This is a genomic window from uncultured Jatrophihabitans sp. (assembly GCF_964252635.1).
GTDB lineage: Bacteria > Actinomycetota > Actinomycetes > Mycobacteriales > Jatrophihabitantaceae > Jatrophihabitans.
Window position 1 is genome coordinate 56,325 of the sequence record NZ_CAXUNP010000004.1, and the last position, 20,742, is coordinate 77,066.

General features: G+C 71.9%; 17 protein-coding genes. 14 read left to right on the top strand and 3 right to left on the bottom strand.

Annotation, left to right across the window (positions count from 1 at the left end):
• The first annotated feature begins 49 nt into the window (after nt 1-49).
• The gene (locus tag ACFFCA_RS02955; RefSeq protein WP_375481655.1) at nt 50-385 is read left to right on the top strand and encodes an STAS domain-containing protein; all 336 of its coding nucleotides are present in this window, start codon (nt 50-52) and stop codon (nt 383-385) included.
• Nucleotides 386-395: 10 nt separating this feature from the next.
• Here the strand turns inward: ACFFCA_RS02955 and ACFFCA_RS02960 are convergent, their stop codons facing one another.
• The gene (locus tag ACFFCA_RS02960; protein ID WP_375481657.1) at nt 396-713 is read right to left on the bottom strand and encodes a hypothetical protein; all 318 of its coding nucleotides are present in this window, start codon (nt 711-713) and stop codon (nt 396-398) included.
• A gap of 468 nt (nt 714-1,181) precedes the next feature.
• Here ACFFCA_RS02960 and ACFFCA_RS02965 point away from each other — a divergent pair, with 468 nt between their 5' ends.
• The 10 genes from ACFFCA_RS02965 (at nt 1,182) to ACFFCA_RS03010 (ending at nt 15,570) form a co-directional block, all read left to right on the top strand.
• Nucleotides 1,182-3,182, top strand: a complete 2,001-nt coding sequence (locus ACFFCA_RS02965) for a carboxypeptidase regulatory-like domain-containing protein (RefSeq protein WP_375481659.1) — start codon at nt 1,182-1,184, stop codon at nt 3,180-3,182.
• A gap of 56 nt (nt 3,183-3,238) precedes the next feature.
• Nucleotides 3,239-4,444, top strand: coding sequence for a cysteine desulfurase-like protein (locus ACFFCA_RS02970; protein ID WP_375481661.1), 1,206 nt, complete (start codon nt 3,239-3,241; stop codon nt 4,442-4,444).
• Entirely contained in the window at nt 4,441-4,917 is a 477-nt protein-coding gene (locus ACFFCA_RS02975) for a DUF4440 domain-containing protein (protein ID WP_375481663.1), read from the top strand. Before ACFFCA_RS02970 ends, ACFFCA_RS02975 begins: the two co-directional genes overlap by 4 nt.
• Before the next feature lie 46 nt (nt 4,918-4,963).
• Nucleotides 4,964-6,235 (top strand): ROK family transcriptional regulator, encoded by a 1,272-nt coding sequence (locus ACFFCA_RS02980; RefSeq protein WP_375481665.1) that lies wholly within the window; start codon nt 4,964-4,966, stop codon nt 6,233-6,235.
• On the top strand, nt 6,232-9,468 hold the full coding sequence (locus ACFFCA_RS02985; RefSeq protein WP_375481667.1) for a TIM-barrel domain-containing protein: 3,237 nt from the start codon (nt 6,232-6,234) through the stop codon (nt 9,466-9,468). The genes ACFFCA_RS02980 and ACFFCA_RS02985 overlap by 4 nt, the downstream gene beginning before the upstream one ends.
• A gap of 137 nt (nt 9,469-9,605) precedes the next feature.
• Complete coding sequence (locus tag ACFFCA_RS02990) at nt 9,606-10,364, top strand: SGNH/GDSL hydrolase family protein (RefSeq protein ID WP_375481669.1); 759 nt, start codon at nt 9,606-9,608, stop codon at nt 10,362-10,364.
• Between the two features lie 89 nt (nt 10,365-10,453).
• Nucleotides 10,454-11,512, top strand: a complete 1,059-nt coding sequence (locus ACFFCA_RS02995) for an alpha/beta hydrolase family esterase (protein ID WP_375481671.1) — start codon at nt 10,454-10,456, stop codon at nt 11,510-11,512.
• A gap of 97 nt (nt 11,513-11,609) precedes the next feature.
• Nucleotides 11,610-12,956 (top strand): MFS transporter, encoded by a 1,347-nt coding sequence (locus tag ACFFCA_RS03000; RefSeq protein WP_375481673.1) that lies wholly within the window; start codon nt 11,610-11,612, stop codon nt 12,954-12,956.
• Nucleotides 12,953-14,392, top strand: coding sequence for a class I adenylate-forming enzyme family protein (locus ACFFCA_RS03005; protein WP_375481675.1), 1,440 nt, complete (start codon nt 12,953-12,955; stop codon nt 14,390-14,392). The genes ACFFCA_RS03000 and ACFFCA_RS03005 overlap by 4 nt, the downstream gene beginning before the upstream one ends.
• Nucleotides 14,389-15,570, top strand: a complete 1,182-nt coding sequence (locus ACFFCA_RS03010) for an acyltransferase (protein WP_375481677.1) — start codon at nt 14,389-14,391, stop codon at nt 15,568-15,570. Before ACFFCA_RS03005 ends, ACFFCA_RS03010 begins: the two co-directional genes overlap by 4 nt.
• Here ACFFCA_RS03010 and ACFFCA_RS03015 read toward each other — a convergent pair.
• Nucleotides 15,567-15,863 carry a hypothetical protein gene (locus ACFFCA_RS03015; RefSeq protein ID WP_375481679.1) on the bottom strand — a complete coding sequence of 99 codons (297 nt, stop codon included), beginning with the start codon at nt 15,861-15,863 and terminating at the stop codon, nt 15,567-15,569. The two genes, ACFFCA_RS03010 and ACFFCA_RS03015, sit on opposite strands and share 4 nt — an antisense overlap.
• Before the next feature lie 12 nt (nt 15,864-15,875).
• Entirely contained in the window at nt 15,876-17,519 is a 1,644-nt protein-coding gene (locus ACFFCA_RS03020; RefSeq protein WP_375481681.1) for a sodium:solute symporter family protein, read from the bottom strand.
• Nucleotides 17,520-17,695: 176 nt separating this feature from the next.
• Between ACFFCA_RS03020 and ACFFCA_RS03025 the strand changes: the two genes are divergently transcribed.
• The 3 genes from ACFFCA_RS03025 (at nt 17,696) to ACFFCA_RS03035 (ending at nt 20,734) form a co-directional block, all read left to right on the top strand.
• Nucleotides 17,696-18,493 carry a DeoR/GlpR family DNA-binding transcription regulator gene (locus ACFFCA_RS03025; RefSeq protein ID WP_375481683.1) on the top strand — a complete coding sequence of 266 codons (798 nt, stop codon included), beginning with the start codon at nt 17,696-17,698 and terminating at the stop codon, nt 18,491-18,493.
• A 124-nt stretch (nt 18,494-18,617) separates the two neighbouring features.
• Nucleotides 18,618-20,105 carry an FGGY-family carbohydrate kinase gene (locus ACFFCA_RS03030; protein WP_375481685.1) on the top strand — a complete coding sequence of 496 codons (1,488 nt, stop codon included), beginning with the start codon at nt 18,618-18,620 and terminating at the stop codon, nt 20,103-20,105.
• The gene (locus tag ACFFCA_RS03035) at nt 20,102-20,734 is read left to right on the top strand and encodes a histidine phosphatase family protein (RefSeq protein WP_375481687.1); all 633 of its coding nucleotides are present in this window, start codon (nt 20,102-20,104) and stop codon (nt 20,732-20,734) included. Before ACFFCA_RS03030 ends, ACFFCA_RS03035 begins: the two co-directional genes overlap by 4 nt.
• The last annotated feature ends 8 nt before the right edge of the window (nt 20,735-20,742 follow it).

Here is a 20,742-nt window from a genome sequence, read left to right on the forward strand (position 1 = left end):
GGAGCGGCACCCGTCTCGGATCGCCCAACCCACACGCGGAAAGCAGCGCATGCAGACCTCACCCGGCACCGTGTCCATCAGCAAGCTCGAGCAAACGCTGCGCGTCGTTCTGACCGGCGAGATCGACTCCCACGCGGTGGACGCGGTGACGTTCGCCGAACTCGAGTCCGTCGGCACGGTGTCCGAGGTGGTGGTGGACATGACCGACACGACGGTCCTTGACTCGCAGGGCGTGGCGCTGCTGTTGCAACTGCGTCAGCTCGGGCCGGCTGCCTCGGCGGTCGCCCTCGTCGGCGCCAACCGCCGCGTCCACAACGTGCTGCGCGTGTGCGGGGTCGAGAAAGTCTTCACCTTCGTCGACGCGCCGACGAACCCGACGCCCTGACCCGGGCCGCTCAGACCGCGGCGACGGCCGTGCTGTCCGTGACGCCGCCGGCCCACGTCCAGCCCTCGCCGTCGGCCAGCCGCTCGGCCTTGTCGTCCGCGGCGGCCGCGTTGCCGCACGCCCACACCGAGACGCGGTCGCCGATCCGCGCCGCCACCCAGTAGTCGCGGGCGTTGGCGAAGACCGACACCTCGTCGGTGTCGTCCTGACGGATGCGGTACGCCTGACGGACCACCCGCACCTCTTGCCCACCGGTCAGGCCCATCAGGTGCTGGCGGACGTCCCGACCGGTGGGCCGGATCCGTCGTGGGGCGGCAGGTGCAGCCATGGCCCTCGTCCCGTCGTCGTGGAGCTCGTGAGGCGTCGTCGCCGTGCAGACGGGATGCCGCGAACCGAAGATCAACTAACCGGTGTGCCGTCCCGATCACGCCTGTCCCGGCGTAGGACTCACCGGGGCGAGGCTGCCCCGCGTCTCGTCACGGGGGGAGACGAGTCGCGGGGCGCCCACTGGCGGGTCGCCCGGGTGGAGGAAGTGGCGCCACCGCCTCCAACCAGGATGCGCCGCTCAACCGGATGTGCAACTTGAGACACACTGTTGCACTTTCAACTTGCAGAACACCCCGGGTGCGGCAAGGTAGACGGACGGACCCGCAGGGGCTGCATCTGCCGAAGATGCCATCGCGGGGGGCGAGCTCCTGCGGGTTCTGGCCGCGGGTGCCGCATGGGCAAACGGGGCGAAACGTGCCACGATGCACGGGCGGGGGCCGGCCCAGTCACAGGTGGAGTTGTGTGTGCCATGCGTGCGCTCCTGTCATGCCCCCGCCCTGTCTCCGCGCTGCGCGTCCTGATCGCGGCCGGGCTCGCGACGGCCACCGTTGCTGTGCTGGCACCGTCCTCGACGGCCGCCGCGCCGGCCTCCTCCGGGTGGGCGACCTGGAGCGCACCGGCGGGTAGCACCCACGCTTTCCGCGGCACGATGCAACTGCCGGCGCGGGGCTTCCCGGCTGCCGAGTGGACCTCGGACTCCCGTAGCCCGATCCAGCTGCCCACCGGCGCGTCGACCTACCTGGGCGCTGCGACCCCGCCCGGGGCGCGGTACGGCTCGAGCCGGGACAACGCCTACCTCAACCTGCGGCCCTACGCCGACAACGCGACGTCCCCGTCGACCACGACCTTCTCCTTCGCCGGGGCGACGCCGGCCGCCGGATGGAGCTTCGTGCTCGGCGACGTCGACGCCGACCAGGTACGCATCGAGGCCCGTGACGCGGACGGGCAGGTCGTGCCCACCAGCGACGTCGACCGGTGGGAGCGAGGGGCGTTCAACTACGCCGGCGACACCGACTTCCCGAGCTGGAACGCCGGCACGGCGACGCTGCGCGGCAACGCGGCCGCGGCCGACACCGACGGCGCGTCGGACTGGTTCGAGCCCGACCGCGCACTGTCGAGCCTGACGTTCGTGTTCACCCGGCGTGCCGGGTTCCCCGTCTACCAGCTCTGGTTCGCGTCGAGGGCGAACGACGTCACCGGCACGGTCACCGGGACCACGCAGTGCCGGGCGGGGTCGTCCACGGTGCGCCTGCTCGCCCCGGACGGGGACGAGCTGACCAGCACGCAACCGGACGCCGACGGCAACTACTCCTTCCCCGGCTACACCGCCGAGCCCGGGTACACGGTCACCGTCGAGGCGCCGACCACACCGACCGACGGATGCACCGTCGACGGGGCCGCCCGCCGGGCTGTCGACCTGTCCGCGGGCGACGGTGTCGCCGACTTCGCCCTGCGCGACGTCGTCCCCGAACCCGTCGGTGGGGCCGTCACCAGCGGCGGCGCCGGGGTACCGGACGTCACCGTCACCCTCACCGCCCCGGACGGGCACGAAACGACCACCACGACCGACGAGACGGGCCGCTACCTGTTCGACGACAACCGACCCGGTAGCCCGTACCAGATCGCCGTCACCCCGCCGGACGGCTACTCCGCCCCGACGGCGCTGCCGCAGTTCGAGATCGTCGCGGGACGCACCGTCCCGGATCAGGACGTCACGCTGCTCGAGCAGCCCAGCGTCAGCGGCGCCGTCGCCGGCCCCGACGGCCCGCTCGCCACGGTGCCCGTCACGCTCACGGACGCCGACGGTCACGAGACGCACACCGTGACGGACACGGCCGGCGATTATCAGTTCGAGCGCGTACCTGCCGGCACCTACACGATCTCGGCCACCGCACCGGACGGCTACGCGCCGGCCCAGGACCGGGAGGGCGTCGTGGTGGACACGACCGACCGCACCGGCCAGGACTTCACGTTGACGAAGGTGGGCAGCGTCGCCGGGACCGTCACGTCCGACGGCCGGCCGGTGGCGGACGTGCCCGTCACCGTCGCGGGCCCGGGTGGCGACCGCGACGCCCGGACCGGGACCGACGGCGTCTTCGCCCTCGGCGACCTCACGGCCGGGACGTACACCATCACGGTGCACCCACCGGCCGGGTACCGCATCGACGGCGTCTCGAGCCGCACGGAGAGCATCACGGCCGCCGGCGAGCTGCGCGGCGGGGTGGACTTCACGCTGACCCGCCTGGCGACCACGCCACCGTCGACGCCCCCGCCGACCGACACCACCCCGCCGACGAGCGGGACGGGGACACCGCCGCCCGTCGGCGCGGGCGCCGGGCCGGGCGGCACCGGCAGCTCACCGCTGGCGGCGACGGGCGGACCGCTGGCCGCCCTGCTCGCCGGTGCGCTGGGGCTGCTCGCCCTGGGCGTCGGAACCCTCCTCGCCTCGAGGCGCCCGCGTCACCGGTGACCCCGGGCCGTGCTGGTGGGCAGGGGTGTCGTCGGCGCGAGTGACAGAGTGGTCGCATGATCGACGTCGAGTCCGTGCGTGCCCAGTTCCCGTCGCTGCGGGCCGGCACCGCCCATTTCGACGGCCCGGGCGGATCCCAGACCCCTGAGCCGGTGGCGCGCGCCATCCACGACGCGCTGGTCCTGCCGATCGCCAACCGCGGATCGGTGACCCCGGCGGAGCGCAACGCCGAGCAGCTCGTGCAGGGTGCCCGGGCGGCCATGGCCGACCTGCTCGGCGCCGATCCGCGCGGCATCGTCTTCGGCCGCAGCATGACCCAGCTGACCTTCGACCTCGCCCGCACCCTGGCCGCGTCGTGGGGGCCGGGCGACGAGATCGTCGTCAGCCGCCTCGACCATGACGCCAACGTCCGCCCGTGGGTCATCCACGCCGAGCGGGCCGGCGCGACCGTCCGCTTCGCCGACTTCGAGCCCGACAGCGGCGAACTGGACGTCGAGCAGGTACGCGCGGTGGTCGGCGAGCGGACCCGCCTGGTCGCCCTGACCGGAGCGTCCAACCTCATCGGCACCCGTCCCGACCTGCCGGCCATCGCCGAGGTGGTGCACGCCGCAGGAGCGCTGTTCTACGTCGACGGGGTGCACCTGACCGCGCACGCGGGCGTCGACGTCGCGGCTCTGCGCGCCGACTTCTATGCCTGTTCGCCGTACAAGTTCTTCGGCCCGCACTGCGGTGTGGTGGCGGCCGACCCCGCCCTGCTCGAGACGCTGCACCCGGACAAGCTGCTGCCCTCCAGCGACGCCGTGCCCGAGCGCTTCGAGCTCGGGACGCTGCCCTACGAGCTGCTGGCCGGGACGACCGCGGCCGTCGACTTCATCGCCGGGCTCACCCCCATGGCTGGCGGCCGCCGTGAGCGCGTGCTCGCCGCGATGGAGTCGGCCGAGGCGCACGAGCGATCGCTGTCGGAGTACGTCGAGCGCGCGCTGGCCGGCCTCGACGGCGTCACCGTCCACTCACGGGCCCGACGCCGCACGCCGACGTTGCTGATGACGTTCGCGGGCCGGTCCGCGCAGGACGCCTACCGCCACCTGGCCGACGTGGGCGTGAACGCGCCGGCCGGCACGTTCTACGCCTACGAGCCGGCCCGGCGGCTCGGGCTCGAGGCCGGCGGGCTGCGGGTCGGCATCTCGGCGTACAACGACCGCTCCGACGTCGACCGCCTGCTGACGGGCCTGGGCGACTTCCTCGGCGGCTCACCGCGATGACCACGGACACCGACCGCGACGTCGACGCGATCCTGCGCCTGGTGCAGTGCTTCTTCGCCGCGTTCACCTCCGGCCCGGGCGCGCCGACCCGGGTGGACGCGTTGCGCGCCGTCCTGCTCCCGGCCGCGATCATCGTCCGCACGTGCGGGCAGGAGCCGGCGGTCCACGACGTCGAGTCCTTCCTCGCCCCGAGGCAGCAGCTGCTGGTCGACGGCACGCTGACCGACTTCGCCGAGGCCGCGGGAGACGGTCGCGTCGACGTGTTCGGCGATGTCGCGCACTGGTTCGGCCGCTACACCAAGACCGGGCGGATGCACGGCGAGCCGTGTCCGGGGTCCGGGACGAAGTCGCTGCAGTTCGTCCGCACCGGTGCGGGTTGGCGCATCAGCGCCGCCGCATGGGACGACGACCGGCCGGGGCTGCTGCCGCCGGTCAGCCGCCCGACAGAATCCGACATTCTGTCGAAGTATTGACGGAACGCGCTCGGTGCACGACGGTATCCGGGTGCAACGTCCGGGTTTGTCCGACAATGCGCAGCGCCGTACCGTCCACGCCACCAGCGGCGCCCTCCGCGCGGCGAACCGGGCCCGGGTCGTCCAGGTGCTCCGGCGCAGCGGCTGGGCGACCCGGAGCGAGCTGACCCACCACACCGGGTTGTCGCGGGCAACGGTGTCCAGCGTGCTCGGCGAGCTCGCGCAGCGGGGCCTCATCGCGCAGCGCCGGCAGGCGGGCGACGGCGGCAAGGGCCGCCCACCCGCCCAGGTCGCCCTCGACACGTCGGCCGGGACGGCGATCGCGGTCGACATCGGCGTCCGGCACGTCGCCGTGGCGGTCGGCGACCTGTCGCACAGCGTGCTCGCCGAACGGTGGGTGGACGTGCCGCACGACCACACCGCGGCGAGCGGCACGCGCATCGTCCTGCGCAGCATCGAGGAAGCGGTCGAGCAGGCCGGCATCGACGCCGACGAGCTGGTCGGCGCCGCGGTGAGCATCGCCGCCCCGGTGGCCACCGACAGCGGCCGGCTGGCCGTGCCCGGGGTGCTGCCGGGCTGGAACGAGTCGACCCTCGCCGACACGGTGGCCACCCGGTGGGGCATCCCGGTCGTGACCGAGAACGACGCGAACCTCGGCGCGCTCGGCGAGGCCGTCGCCCGCCCGCCCGCCGACGGCGGCGACGTCCTGTTCGTCAAGGTCGCGAGCCGCATCGGGCTCGGCTCCGCCCGCGGCACGACGATCGTGCGCGGACGCAACGGCTACGCCGGCGAGTTCGGTCACGTGACCGCCCGCCCCGGTGGCGAGCCGTGCTGGTGCGGTCGTCGCGGTTGCCTCGAGCTCTACGCGGGCGGTGACGGCATGCTGCGCCGCCTCGCCGGGAGCGGCGTCGCCGGCTCCCTCGCCGAGCTCGTCGGAAACGCACACTCCTCCCCCGCCGTGCGTCGCGTTGTCGACGTCGGTGTCGCCGAGCTGGCTCGGGCGCTGACCGACGTGGTCGTCGTGCTGGACCCGGCCCGCGTGGTGCTCGGCGGCGAGCTGACAGCGCTGGGTGACCTGCTCGTCGACCCGATCCGACGCGAGTTGGACGCCCTGCCGTTCGGGCCACCGACCGAGCTGAGCGTGTCACCGTTCGGCGAGCGTGCCTCGCTCGTCGGGGCGCTGACCGTCGTGCTGACCGAACCGCACCGCTTCGCCGACCGCTCACAGGCCGCCGCCCTGCGGTCCGCCCCGCCTCCCGGTCCCGACCCGTTCCGCGCACCACTGACCCGCCCCGCCCTTCGAGGAGTGCCATCGTGAAGACCCGTCGCCCCGTCCGCGCCCGCCGCCTGCTGGCCGCGGTGGCCGTCGCCACCCTCTGCGCAGGGGTGGCGGCGGCTGTCACGACGCCGTCCGCGTCCGGCGCGACACCCGCTTCCGCGGCCGGTCGCGCCGTCGTCTCGGGCGACGCCCGCTTCGAGGTCCTGTCCCCGACGCTGATCCGCACCGAGTACGCCGGCGACAAGCACTTCTTGAACGCCGGCACCTTCAACGTCGTGGGCCGCAACGCGTTCCCGCGCACGCGGTTCGTCTCGAAGGTCAGCGGCGGGTGGCTGCGCATCGACACCGACGCGGTGAGCCTGCGCTACAAGGTCGGTTCCGGGCCGTTCACGAGCAAGAACCTGCTCGTGTCCGTGGACGACGGCGGGCACCGTGTCACGGCCGCACCCTGGGCCCAGTCGGCGCCGAAGACGTGCGCGGCGGGCGTGCGGTGCGAGGCCGAGGACCTGACGCTGTCCGGTCTGAAACTCGCGACCGACCACACCGGCTCGAGCGGGCGCGGTTTCGTGGCCGGCTTCGAGCAGACCGGCAACTCACTCACCTTCACCACGACGATCGCCGCCGCCGGCACCTACGACATCGCCGCCCGCTACGCCAACTACCAGGGCGGCGACGGCAAGATCGAGACGCGCACGCTCAGCGTCTCCGCCGACGGCGGCACCCCGACCACGCTGAGCCTGCCGCCGACCGCCGACTGGGACACCTGGCAGGTCGCGCGCGCGTCGTTGGCACTGTCGGCGGGCACGCACACCGTGACGATCTCCCGCGCCGCTACAGACTCCGGTGACGTCAACGTCGACAACGTGGCCGTCCTGACCCAGGGCGCCGACTACCCCGGCGTCGCGGCGCCCACCGTCACGCCGTGCGCGTTCGGCACCGTCTGCGAGGCCGAGAGCGGCGCGCTGCAGGGTGGCGCGAAGCTCGCCTCCGACCACAACAACTACTCCGGTGACGGGTTCGTGGGCGGGCTGGAGAAGGCCGGCGCCGCCGACCAGCTGAGCGTCACCGGCGTGCCGAGGACCGGCCGGTACGCCCTGCAACTGCGCTACGCCAACTCGGCTGCCGGGGCACAGGCCGTGCAGTCGCGGACGATGACCGTCGCGGTCGGTTCCGCGAAGCCGACGACGGTGACGCTGGCGCCCACGAGCAGCTGGGACGCCTGGCGCACGATCTCGGTCCCCGTGCAGATCACCAAGGGCACCGACTCGGTGACGCTCGGCTGCCCGACCGACGACAGCTGCAACGTCAACGTCGACACCGTCGCGGCGGCCCGCGTCGGCTCCCCCGTCCTCGACCCGCACGCAGCGCTCGGTGGTTACCGCCGCAGCATGGACCAGGTCGACGGGTCGGCGCCCACCAACCCGGGCCTGCTCTACCAGGACGGCTGGTCCCTCATCGACGACACACCCTCGGCGGTCTACGACACGAGAACCCGCACGGTGACGCAGCGTCCGACGCACGACGGCAAGCCCTACCAGGACGGCTACGTGTTCGGCTACGGCAAGGACTACGCGCAGGCCCTGCAGGACCTGTCGACGCTGTCCGGGCCGGCGAAGCTGCTGCCGCGCTGGGCGTACGGCACCTGGTACTCGGAGTACTACGACCGCACCGCGGCGGACTACGAGAACACGATCCTGCCGAAGTTCCGCAGTGAGGGCGTCCCGCTGGACGTGCTCGTCACCGACACCGACTTCAAGGTGCCGAACCAGTGGAACGGGTGGGAGATCGACCCCAGCAAGTTCCCGGACCCCAAGGCGTACTTCGCGTGGGCGCACGCGCAGGGCCTGCACACGGCGCTCAACCTGCACCCCAGCATCGAGGAGTCCGACCCGCAGTTCGCCAAGGCGCAGCAGATCGCCAAGGGCAAGCTCAAGCCGGGAGCGTGCGGCGGCGGTGCCACGAACTGCTACGTCTTCGACTTCGGCGACCCGGACCAGCTCAAGGCCTATCTCGCACTGCACGACCAGATGCAGGCCGACGGCAACGATCTGTGGTGGATGGACTGGTGCTGCGACGGCTCGACCTCGTCGCTGCCCGGCGTCACGGGCGACGCGTGGGTCAACCAGGCCTACGCCGACTACACCGACAAGACGGTCGACCGCGGCTTCGCCTTCTCGCGTGCCTACGGGACGCTGGAGGACGGCGGGTACGGCAACGCGACGCCGGTGCCCACCGGCCCCTGGGCCGACAAGCGCACAACGCTGCACTTCACCGGCGACACCATCTCCGACTGGCAGACCCTGGCCTACGAGGTCGGCTACACCCCGGGTGAGTCGGCGGCCACCGGGCTGCCGTCGATCAGCCACGACATCGGCGGCCACACCGGCGGGACGCAGACGACGGGCAGCGAGCCCGGGTCGACCAAGCTGTCGGACGACCTCTACGCCCGGTGGGTGCAGTTCGGGACCTTCCAGCCCATCGACCGCCTGCACTCCAACCACAGCGACCGCCTGCCGTGGCAGTACGGCACCGACGCGAAGAACTCCGCGGAGAAGTTCCTCAACCTGCGCGAGAAGCTGATGCCCTACACCTACACGCTGGCTCAGCAGGCGCGGGCGACCGGCATGCCCATCACCCGGGCGCTGTACCTGCAGTACCCGGAGCAGCAGGAGGCGTACGCCCAGGCCGACTCCGAGTACCTCTACGGCCCGGACATGCTCGTCGCGCCCGTCACCACACCGGGCACGACCACCACCACCTCGGTGTGGTTCCCGGCCGGCAGCAGCTGGACGGACTGGTTCACCGGCAAGACCTACCGCGGCGGCACGACCGCGAAGATCACCACCGGCCTCGGGTCCATGCCGGTGTTCGTCCGCTCGGGCGGCATCGTCACCACCCGCACCAAGGACGTGAGCAACGACGTGCAGAACACGCTGACGGCGGCCAGCGTCACGGTCGCGCAGGGCGCGAAGGGGTCGAGCACGCTGTACGAGGACGACGGCACGTCGACCTCACCGCGCCACGCGACCACCCGCATCGCCCTGAAGGGCAATGCGGTGACCGTTGCGCCGACGGTCGGGTCGTTCCGCGGTCAGCCGGCGACACGCACCTGGGCGGTCAACTTCACGAACGCCCACGCCCCCACCACCGTCTCGATCGACGGACGGAAGGTCTCGGCGAAGTACTGGACGTGGCATCGCAGCACCGACACCCTGACGGTGCGGGCGCCGGCGCGCAGCGTGCGGGACCAGCTCCGCGTCAGTTACCGCTGACCCCGGCGGGGGACGCGACCGCGTCCCCCGCCGAACATGCGGGTTGGCTGAGATCGTGAACGTTCCGTGATCCGACGCGTGTTCACTGTGCCTCGCACCGTTGAGGACGGACACGTTGGCGAGACCGGAGGGCCGGCATGTCAGCCAGGGCCCACCGCCGCGTCTGGATCGCGGCCGCCGTCGCGGTCGCGCTCGCCGCGACGATCGGGACGTGGGTCACGGTCGCCGGCAGGCACGGTTCCTCGCAGCTCGCCGCGGCGCGCACGCACTCGGCATCGGCACCGTGTGCGGCGCCGACCGATCACCCGGCCCTGACGCACCACATGATCGTGCTGGGCGCGTCGTACACCGCAGGGGTAGGCGCCAGCGATCCGCAGGACGGGTACGCCCGGCAGGTCGCCGCGCAGCTGGGCGAGAGAGCCCGCGTGTACGGAGTTCCCGGCACCGGTTTCGTCGACCCGGGGGCGCGCCACCAGGGGACCTTCCTGCAGCGGCTGCACCACATCCCGGTCCGCCCGGCACCGGACCTCGTCCTCATTCAGGGCGGCCGGGACGACCGCCACGCGCCACCCCGGCTCGAGACGACGACGGCCGAGGCGACGATCTGTGCCGCCGAACGTCGCTTCGCCGGAGCCCGGCTCGTCGTGCTCGGCCCGATACCCGCGCGGTTCCCGCTGGCGGGGCACGTCGTCGGCATCGACCTCGGCCTGCGCCAGGCGTGCCGCGACGAGCACGTGCGCTACCTGGACCCCATCGCCGAGCACTGGATGACGCCGGCGAGCGCGCCCGCGTACGAGGGGCGCGTTCCGGACCACCCGAACGACGCCGGGTACCGCTACATCGCCGAGCGGGTGACCGCCGACCTCCGCAGCGCCGACGACCCCGACGACGGGTGACCCGTCGGTCCCCGCCGAACGCGGGGCATGCTGGAAGGGTGCACCCCCGCCCCGGACCGTCCCGCCGGACCACGCCAGCAGCGCTCGCGGTGATCGCGGTTATCGCGCTCCTGGTCACCGCGGCGTGCTCGTCGTCCAGCTCGTCCCCGCGCGCCGGCGCGACGCGCTCGGCCAGCCCCACGCGGGGGCCGGCGTCATCCGGCCCCACCGTCTCCCCGCGGCCCACCTCGAGCGCCGGCACGAAGGCACCGGCTGTCACCCCGTACACCGACGTCACCGGCGCGTCGATGTTCGCGGCGTCGACGGTCACGCTGGCCACCCTGCGCAAGACCTATCCCGGCGTCGCCTTCTCGGTGCGCACGGTGCGCTGGGACGGGGTGGTGCGCGCGTACCTCGCTGCTGCGCCGTCGGCTGCGCACGGGGCACGAGCGGCGCTACCCCTGTTCGTCGTACTCAGCGGCTACCACTCTTCGTCCGGCCTCGAAAGCGAGCGCACCGGCTTTCTGCCGCTGGTCTCGCAAGGCAAGGCGGTAGCCGTCTACCCGGTGGGCTATCACGAGTCGTGGGACGTGGACGCGGCCCACAGCTGCTGTCACGAGGCCGCACAGCGCAAGCTCGACGACGAAGGGTTCGTCGCTGCGGCGACCCGCGACGCGCGCACCGCATGGCACACCGATGCCGATCGGACCTACCTCGTGGGCCACAGCAACGGCGCCAAGCTTGCCTTCACGCTCGCCTGCGGCCGGTCGGACCTGTATGCCGCCGTCGCCACCATGGCGGCCGTGGACGGTGACGGCTGCGACCCGCCGGCCGCACCCATCTCGGCCCTAGTCGCCGTCGGCGACGCCGACACCCAGGAGCCTTCGGCGGAACACAGCTCGCCACCGGTGCCTCTCCTGGACGCCACCGCCATCGCGTTCCGCCGCCGTGACCACTGCACGTCGAGCTCGCGGACTGTCGAGCACGAGCTGGCCGACGTCGTCGACTGGCGCAGCTGCGGGTCCGGGACCGCGGTGCGCCGCATCGTGTACTCCGGCGTCCGGCACAGCTGGCCCGCCAGCGGCCACTACCGCGGCGCCACCCGCGTCGACGGGTCGATCGCCCTCGCGACCCTGATCGAGCAGTTCGTGATGTCGCGGCATCGTTGACAATGCTCGAACACAATCCACAGCTTGTGGCGGTCGGTGCTGGGGTATCCCTGAGAGATGCCGATCACGCGTCCGCGACCCACACCCCGCATCTGACGTGACCGCCGACCAGGTCGCCAACCCCACCGAGCGTCACGTCGAGCACGCCAGCCCGCTCCGGCACCGGGTCCGCGGACGCGTCCTGCTGTTGCTGTGCGCGCTGTACGCCATCCTGTACTTCGACCGCGTCAACATCGCGACGGCCGGCCCGCACGGCCTGGTGGGCGACCTGCACCTGACGTCCTTCGAGTTCGGGCTGGCCACCTCCGCGTTCGCCCTGCCGTACGCGGTGCTGCAGACCTTCGGTGGCCGGGCCGGTGACCGGTTCGGCGCGCGCCGGGCCCTCGGCGTGGTCGCCGCCCTGTGCGGCCTGTTCACCATCCTCACCGGGCTCGTCACCGGGCTGGTCATGCTGCTGGCCGTCCGCTTCCTGCTCGGCTTGTCCGAAGGCGCGGCGTTCGCCACCGCCACGCACGCGATGGCGGCCTGGCTGCCGGAGGACCGGCGAGGTTTCGGCCAGGGCGTCGTCCACGCCGCATCCCGGCTGTCGAACGCGCTGGCCCCGCTCGCCGTCGCCGGGCTCATCTCGCTGCCCCACGTCGGCTGGCGCGGTTCGTTCCTGGTCGCCGGACTGACGGGCGTGGTCTGGGGCGTGCTCTGGTTCGGCTACTTCCGCGACCGGCCGAGGGACCACCCGGACGTCAACCGGCTCGAGCTGTCGGAGCTGCGCAGCGGCGCCGACGGAGCGGCCGTCCACCGCAAGCCGCCGTGGCGCAAGCTCGCCCGTCGCCTCGCGCCGGTCACGATCACGGACTTTTGCTACGGCTGGGTGCTCTGGGTCTACCTCACCTGGATGCCGTCGTTCTTCTCGTCGCACTTCGGCCTGGCCCTGGGTGCGTCGTCGGTGTTCGCCTCCGTCGTCCTGCTGGGCGGCGTCGCCGGCGACTGGATCGGCGGGTCGCTCTCGGACACGCTGCTGCGCCGCACCAACAGCCTGGGGCGGGCGCGGAAGGCCGGCCTGCTGATCGGCCTGACCGGCTCCGCGGTGTTCATCCTCCCGGTGCTGTTCGTGCACAGCCTCGTCGGCGTCACCATCTGCCTGACCGTCGCGTTCCTGTTCCTCGAGCTGTGCAACTCACCGCTGTGGACCATCCCGATGGACGTCGCCCCCGACCACAGCGGGGCCGCCAGCGGCTTGGTCAACACCGGGTTCGGCGTCGCCGGCGTGATTGCCGCGCCCGTGTTCGGGCTGCTCGCGGGCCAGTTCGGCTACTCGGTCGCGCTGGCCTTCTCGGCCGTCCTGCTCGTGATCGGGCTCGTCAGCGTCCGATTCATCAGCACCACCCAGCTCATCGATCTGCCGGACACCCCGACCCCCGCCGACCGCGAGGGCGAACCCGCGTGACCGACAGCTTCACCGCCCTGGTGGCTGCCGCACGCCCGGAGGACACCTTCCTCGAGGACGCACGCAGCGCGCGCCGCGTGCGGTACCGAGAGCTGGACGATCGCCTCCGCGGGGTCGCAGGCGGGCTGGCCACCAGACCGGGGGTCGCGCGCATCGCCCTCGACATCGAGGACGCCGTCGATCTCGCCGTGACCCACCTCGCGGTCATGGCCGCCGGTCGGCTGTCGGCCCCACTCGATCCGCACGCACCCGTGAGCGCGCAACGGCGCGACGTCGAGGCGTTGCGCTGCGACCTCGTGGTCTCCGACCGGCCGGACCGATGGTCGGGCCGTGCAGTCCTGCACCCGTCGGAGCTGGACGCGGCGGGCGACTCGGACCCGGCGACGGGCGGGACGGGCGGCGTGCTCATGCAAACGTCGGGTTCGACGGGTACGCCGAAGATCGTCCGGCTCGACACGGCTCAACTGCTCGCGACGGCGAACGCGGTGGCCACGAACCTCGAGCTGCGTCCCGGCGACCGGGGGTACAACCCGCTCCCGCTGTTCCACATCAACGGGCAGGTCGTCGCGGTGCTGGGCACCCTCGTCACGGGATCCACCCTGGTGCTCGACGACCGCTTCCACCGCACCGGCTTCTGGGACCTGATGACCGAACGCCGCATCACCTGGATCAACGCCGTGCCCGCCATGCTCGGCATCCTGGCGCGCGAACTGCCTGAGCGGGGGCCGGAGACGCTGCGGCTGATCCGCTCCGCGTCGGCGCCGCTGCCCCGCACGGTCCGCGACCGGCTCCAGAGCGTCCTCGAGGTGCCGCTGATCGAGAGCTACGGGATGACCGAGGCCGGCAGCCAGATCACCGCCGGCGCGCTCGACGCGTCCACACCGACGGGGTCGGTGGGCCGACCGGCCGGGGCCGACGTGCAGGTCCGCGGCGTCGGCACCGACGGCATCGGCCGCATCTGGATCCGCGGTCCCGGTGTGATCCGTGGCTACGAGGGCGGCCGCGCTGCCGAGCGTTTCGACGCCGACGGCTGGTTGGACACCGGCGACGACGGCTATTTCGCCGACGGCGGTGAGCTCTACATCGCCGGCCGGTCCGACGACCAGATCAACCGGGGAGGCGAGCTCCTGTACCCGGCCGAGATCGAGGACGTGCTGCGGAAGGACGACCGCGTTGCCGAGATCGCCGTGATCGGCCGGCCGGACGACACGCTGGGCGAGGTCCCCGTCGCCTACGTCGTCCGTCGCCACGCGGACGGGGACCGGGACGACCTCGCCGCCGACCTCGCCGCTCGCGCGGAGCGCGAACTGAGCCGGCACAAACGGCCGGTGGACATCCACCTGGTCGAGGACCTGCCGCGGACGCCGACGGGCAAGATCCGTCGCGCGGCCGTGCCGACCGCGACGGGGCACGCGGGCCGTCGGTCGCGCACATGAACCCTGCGGCGCCGACCGGCACAGCGGCCGCGACGGGCAAGGGTACGGGGACAGCGACGCGGCCGAAGCACGTCGACGAGCTGGACGTGGTGCGCGTCCTCACCTTCGCGTGCGTCATCGGTGTGCACGCGGTCTCCATCTCCACCCGCAGCGGCGGCGAGACGGCCGGCGGCTTCCTGATCATGCTGCACTTCACGCGCGAGGCCTTCTTCTGGCTCACCGGTTTCGTCCTGACCCTGAACTACGGCCGTCGCCGCATCGACGTGCCGCACTTCTGGCGTCGCCGTCTGCAGCTCGTCGGCATCCCCTACGTGCTGTGGTCGCTGTTCTACTGCTGGATCGACCGCATCAGGTTCGGCACACCTGCCTGGCCGTGGGGCGTCGTCCGCGACCTGGCCTACGGCACGTCCTACTACCACCTCTATTTCCTGCTCGTCTCGCTGCAGATCTACCTGCTGTTCCCGCTCATCGCCGTGCTCATCCGCCGTACCGCCCGTCATCACGTCGCGCTGCTCGTGGTTGCCGTCCTGGTGCAGGCGGTGCTGCTCGCCCGGATCCAGTGGTATGGGCCGTACACCGGCTGGGCCGCAGCGTTCAACGCGCACGAGAGCGCGTTGTTCTGGAACTACGGGTTCTGGGTCCTGTTCGGTGCCGTGGTCGCGTGGCACATCGACACGGTCCGCACCTGGCTCGACGCGCACGCCCGTGCGGTCGTCGCCGCGTTCGTGGTGGCGGCAGCGATCACCGTCACCTACTACCTGTGGCAGGTGGCCCGGGGTGAAACCGTCAGCAAAGCATCGGCGGTGCTTCAGCCCATCATGCTCTTCTGGGTCACGGCGGTAATTGGAGCTCTGTTGGTCATCGGCCGGCGGTACGTGCGTGTCCCTCAGGGCCGCACGGTGCGCAAGGTGGTCACGGTCGCCTCGGACCGCTCGTTCGCGGTGTTCCTCGCGCACCCGCTCGTCATCTGGTTGGTGGTGCAGTACCGCGACCCGTGGGCGGCCCAGCTGCCGAACCCGTGGCGCTCCATCGTCGTCTACGTGCTCGCGGTCGTCGGCTCGGCGCTGATCGCCGAGGTACTGCGGCGCAGCCCACTCAGCCTCGTGCTCGCCGGCCGGCCGATGGCGCGGACGACGCTGCCGGGCCGCAAAACACCAGCTGCGAGCCAGCGCTCCTAGTTCGCGCGTGACTCGTGCGGGCCGTCGTCGCCGAGGTCGTCCGGCTTCAACGGCTCCAGCGGGCGCAGGCGCATCCAGGCCAGCATGAACAGCCCGACCACCAGCAGCCCGATACCCGTCCACAGGTTGAGGTGCAGCCCCGCACCCTTGCGGATCTGCGCATCGGTGTCGGTGAAGCTCTTGATGACCAGGATGACGCCGTAGACGGTGAGCAGCCCGCCCACGATCAACCGGATGTCGAACAGCTTCGAGATGCGACTCGAGGTCGACTCGTCGATCTCCTTCGCGGCCATGGCCGATCCCTCCTAGGCGAAGATGATGTTCAGGACGACACCGATGGCCAGGGCCCCGGAGCCGAGCACGACCGGGCGCTGCCACCACGGCATGGCCTGGGCCTTCTCGCGCGGCTTGCCCCGCCGCCGGCTGTAGACGATGTCGCCGAGGGTGGCCGGGTCCGGCCGCGTGGTGAAGGCGGTGACGCCCAGGGTGACGACGATGTCGACGCCGAACGCGACACCGGCCTGGATGAACGTCGCGTAGATCGCCGACGCCACGTGGAAGACGTCGTTCTGGAACAGCAGGAACGTGACCGACCCGCTCACCACGCCGGCGAGCAGCCCCCAGAAGCCGCCCCACGCCGACGTCTTGCGCCAGAACATGCCCAGGATGAAGGTGGCGAAGATCGGGGCGTTGAAGATGCTGAACAGCGACTGCAGGTAGGTCATGATGTTGTTGAAGTGCGACGCGAGGATCGCCGTGAACACCGCGATGACGATGCCGCCGACCGTGACCAGGCGTCCGGCGTTGAGGTAGTAGCGGTCGCTGCGGCCCTTGCGCAGGTACGGCTCGAGCAGGTCGTAGGTGACCACGGTGTTCAGCGAGCTGACGTTCGCGGCGACGCCGGCCATGAACGACGCGAACAGGCCGGTGATCGCGATGCCCAGCACTCCTGAGGGCAGCAATCGCCCCATCAGCGCGGGGATCGCGTCGTTGTAGGTCATGTTGCCCTTGCCGAAGTCCTTGAACGTCACCAGCGCCACCAGCCCGGGGATCACGGTGATGGCCGGGATGAACAGCTTCGGGTAGGCGGCGATCAGCGGCGTGCGCCGGCCGGCGGACTCGTCCTTCGCCGACAGCGCACGCTGCACCTCGGCGAAGTTCGTCGTCCAGTAGCCGAACGACAGCACGAAGCCCAGGCCCAGGATGATGCCGATGAAATTGGCGCCGATCGGGTTCTGCGGGTGCGCGTTGATGCCCGTGCCCTGCCAGGCGTGGATGCCGTTGTTGCCCAGCACGGACGCCGAGACCTTGTGCTTGAGCTCGCCGATGCCGCCGACGTTCTTGACGGCCGCGACCGTCAGCGGGATGAGGCCGGCGAGGATGACGAAGAACTGCAGCACCTCGCCGTAGATCGCACTGGAGAGGCCGCCGGCGCCGATGTAGACCAGCACGAACACGGCCGAGATGACGATGCCCACGTAGAGGTTGAAGCCGAGCAGGCTCTGCAGCACGATCGCCAGTGCGTACAGGTTGACACCGGCGATGAGCACCGCGGACACCGCGAAGACCACGGAGTTCAGCACGTGCGTCGAGTCGTTGTACCGGACGCGCAGGAACTCGGGCACCGAGCGCACCTTCGCGCGGAAGTAGAACGGCATCATCACGATGCCGAGGAACACCATGGCCGGGACGGCGCCGACCCAGTAGTAGTGCACCGTGGCCACGCCGTACTGCGCGCCGTTGGCGGCCATGCCCAGGATCTCGGTCGCGCCGAGGTTCGCGCTGACGAACGCCAGGCCGGTGACCCACGCGGGCAACGAGCGGCCGGCGAGCAGGAAGTCGGCACTGGTGCCCACCGACCGCCGTGCCGCCAGCCCGATGCCCAGGATGGCGACGAAGTAGATGACCAGCAGCACGATGTCGAGAACACTCGGGTGAAGCCGCAGCATGACGCGCCCTCCAAGGAATGAACGGGTGTGGTTGACCCTGGTATGACCTGGTGTCGCGGCCGTGATCACACGTCCGGCGGAATCATGACAAAGCGTCGGGGTGATGGCTGGAGGCGCGCGGACCGCGCGGCGACCCGCGCTGGACCACGCTCACCGACGTACGGAACGATGGAACGATGAGTGAGCCGGGCGTCGAACGCGGGCCGGCCGCACGGCGCGAGCTGGTGCGGCGGCGCGTGCTCGACGCCGGGTTCGCCCGCGTCGACGATCTGGTGCGCGAGTTCGACGTCAGCCTCATGACCATGCATCGCGACCTCGACGCACTCGAGGCCGAGGGCTGGATCAGCAAGATCCGCGGGGGCGCGACGGCCAACCCCTCGGCGCTGGTCGACGCCGGCGTGCGCGAGCGCGCCACCTCGATGGGCGCGGAGAAGGCGGCGATGTGCGATGTCGCGGCGCAGCTGCTGAGCCACGGCCAGACCATCTTCCTCGATGACAGCACCACCGTGCTGGGCCTCGTGCCGCACGTGCTGGCCGACTCGCCGATGACCGTCGCGACCAACTTCCTGCCTGCCCTGCGCGCGTTCGGCGACACCACGTCGGTCGACCTGCACCTGCTCGGCGGGACTTACCATTCCCGGCAGGAATCCTGTCAGGGACTCCAGACGGTCGATGCGATCGACGCGATGCACGCCGACCTGTTCTTCATGTCCACGACCGCCGTGATGGACGGGCGCTGCCTGCACCGCTCCGAGGCCACGGTGATGACCCGACGGGCCTTCATGCGCAACGCGGCCCGCAGCGTCCTGTTGGTCGATCATGCGAAATTCGGCCGCCCTGCCCCACACATGCTCTGCGACGTAGGCGAATTCGACACCGTCATCACCGACGACGGGATCGACGACTCCGACCTCGAGATGTTGCGCAGCCGGTGCGACGACGTCCAGGTCGCCCAGGTCCTCCGCGCGTCCTGAGCTCCACCCCTCGCACGACCCCCTTCGAAACGTCCAGGTCACGACTGGGAAACATCCCCTTTGCTTATCCCAAGATGAGTGTTATATCTATCACTCAACTTGAGATAGCAGCTGGGGGTAACGGGTGTTCTGTGGCATCGACGTCGGCACGCAGGGCGTGCGTGCCGTGGTCGTCGACGACGCGGGAACCGTCCTCGGCGAGGCCGCGGCCGCGCTGACGCCAGGCACGCGCTCCGGCCGCGAACACACCCAGTCGCCGGCCTCCTGGTGGGACGCACTGGTCGTCGCCGTGCGCGGTGCCCTGTCCGCAGCCGGGCCGGGCGCCCGGGTCGACGCCCTGGCCGTGGACGCGACGTCCGGCACGGTGCTGGTCGAGCACCCGGACGGCGCTGCGGCGGGGCCGGCGCTGATGTACGACGACGCCCGCGCCGCCGACGAGGCCGACGAGGTCGCCCGCGTCGGGGCCGAGCTCTGGGACTCCCTCGGCTACCGGATGCAGCCCAGCTGGGCCCTGCCGAAGGCCGTCTGGTTGCAGCGCTCCGGCGACCTCGCCGGCCGTGACCGCATCGTGCACCAGTCCGATCACCTGGTGGGCCGGCTGGCCGGTCGACCCGTCGCCACCGACACCTCCAACGCGCTCAAGACCGGAGCGGACCTGCGCGCGGTCGCCTGGCCGCAGGGGGTGTTCGACGAGCTCGGCCTGCGGGCCGGCCTGCTGCCCGACCTGGTGCTGCCCGGCACCGTGCTCGCGACGGTCGGCGCCGCCGCGGCGGCCGAGACCGGCCTGCGCGAGGGCACGGTCATCCGCGCCGGCATGACCGACGGCTGCGCCGCGCAGATCGCGGCCGGCGCGCTGCGCACCGGCCGCTGGAGCAGCGCGCTCGGCACCACGCTCGTCGTCAAGGGCGCCACTGACCAGCTGCTGCAGGACCCGGCCGGCGCGGTGTACTGCCACCGGCACCCGGACGGTGGCTGGCTGCCCGGCGGCGCGTCCAGCACCGGCGCCTCGGCCCTGAACGCGGCGTTCCCCGGTGTCGACGGCGCCGGCCTCGGCCGGCTCACCGAGCAGGCCGCGCAACGGGCTCTGCCCACCGACATCGCCTATCCGCTGGCCGGCCGCGGCGAGCGCTTCCCGTTCGTGGCCCCGGCCGCCGAGGGGTTCGGCATCGCGTCCCTCGACGACGACGTCGACCGCTTCGCGGCGGTGTGCCTGGGCATCGCCCGCGTGGAGCGGCTCGCCTACGACGTCCTGCGGGTCCGCGGCGCCGAGACGTCCGGCCCGGTGGCCCTGACCGGCGGGACGACCCGCAACGCCTGGTGGAACCAGCTGCGTACCGACACCCTCGGCCGCCCGACCGAGCGACCGGCCTCGTCGCAGGCCGCGTTCGGGATGGCCGTGCTCGCCGGCGCCGAACCCGGCGAGCTGACGGCCACGGCCGAGCGGATGGTCCACGTCGTGGAGCGCTCCGAACCGGACGCCGAGCGCGCCGCCACGCTCGAGCCGGGCTACCGCGCGCTGGTCGAGAGCCTCGCCGACCGGGGTTGGCTCGACCACGACCTGGCGGCGAGTGTGCTGGCGACCACGTCGCCACAGGACGAGGTGGCCCGGTGATTGCTTCCACCCGGCTGGTCCTGGTCCGGCACGGCGAGACCATCTGGCACGCCGACAACCGCTACGCCGGCGGCAGCTCGGACATCGACCTGACCGAGTTCGGCAAACGGCAGGCGCAGGAGCTCGCCGCCTGGGCCGGCACCGAACACTTCGACGCGGTCGCGGTGTCGCCGGTCCGCCGCGCCCTGGAGACGGCGCGGCCCAGCGCCGCAGCGCTCGGCCTGCCGCTGGAGATCGTCGACGACCTCCGCGAGGTGGACTTCGGCGTCGCCGAGGGCCACACCGTCGACGAGCTGCTCAGCCTCGACGCCGACATGGTGCACCGGTTCCGGGCCGACCCCGCCGCCCACCCGTACCCGGGGTCGGAATCGCCGGTCCACGCGGCCCGCCGGGCGGAGTCCGCGCTGCGCGGTGTGTGCAAGCAGTTCCCCGGCGGGACGGTGCTGGTGGTCGCCCACAACACCCTGTTGCGGCTGGCGCTGTGCGCCCTGCTCGACCTGCCCGTCGAGCGGTACCGGCAGTTGTTCCCGCGGCTGGAGAACGCCGCGGTCACCGAAGTCCTCGTGCCGGCCGATCCCGACCGGCCGGCGGCCCTGCTGCGACTCAACGCACCCGTGGGGCCGCCGTGAGGACTGCG

Excerpts from the sequence above, each read along its gene's own strand:
- ACFFCA_RS03020 (WP_375481681.1), bottom strand. The coding sequence starts at position 17,519 with ATGCTGCGGCTTCACCCGAGTGTTCTCGACATCGTGCTGCTGGTCATC.
- ACFFCA_RS02970 (WP_375481661.1), top strand. The coding sequence starts at position 3,239 with ATGATCGACGTCGAGTCCGTGCGTGCCCAGTTCCCGTCGCTGCGGGCC.
- ACFFCA_RS02990 (WP_375481669.1), top strand. The coding sequence starts at position 9,606 with ATGTCAGCCAGGGCCCACCGCCGCGTCTGGATCGCGGCCGCCGTCGCG.
- ACFFCA_RS02955 (WP_375481655.1), top strand. The coding sequence starts at position 50 with ATGCAGACCTCACCCGGCACCGTGTCCATCAGCAAGCTCGAGCAAACG.
- ACFFCA_RS03015 (WP_375481679.1), bottom strand. The coding sequence starts at position 15,863 with ATGGCCGCGAAGGAGATCGACGAGTCGACCTCGAGTCGCATCTCGAAG.
- ACFFCA_RS02965 (WP_375481659.1), top strand. The coding sequence starts at position 1,182 with ATGCGTGCGCTCCTGTCATGCCCCCGCCCTGTCTCCGCGCTGCGCGTC.
- ACFFCA_RS02975 (WP_375481663.1), top strand. The coding sequence starts at position 4,441 with ATGACCACGGACACCGACCGCGACGTCGACGCGATCCTGCGCCTGGTG.
- ACFFCA_RS03010 (WP_375481677.1), top strand. The coding sequence starts at position 14,389 with ATGAACCCTGCGGCGCCGACCGGCACAGCGGCCGCGACGGGCAAGGGT.
- ACFFCA_RS02960 (WP_375481657.1), bottom strand. The coding sequence starts at position 713 with ATGGCTGCACCTGCCGCCCCACGACGGATCCGGCCCACCGGTCGGGAC.
- ACFFCA_RS03025 (WP_375481683.1), top strand. The coding sequence starts at position 17,696 with ATGAGTGAGCCGGGCGTCGAACGCGGGCCGGCCGCACGGCGCGAGCTG.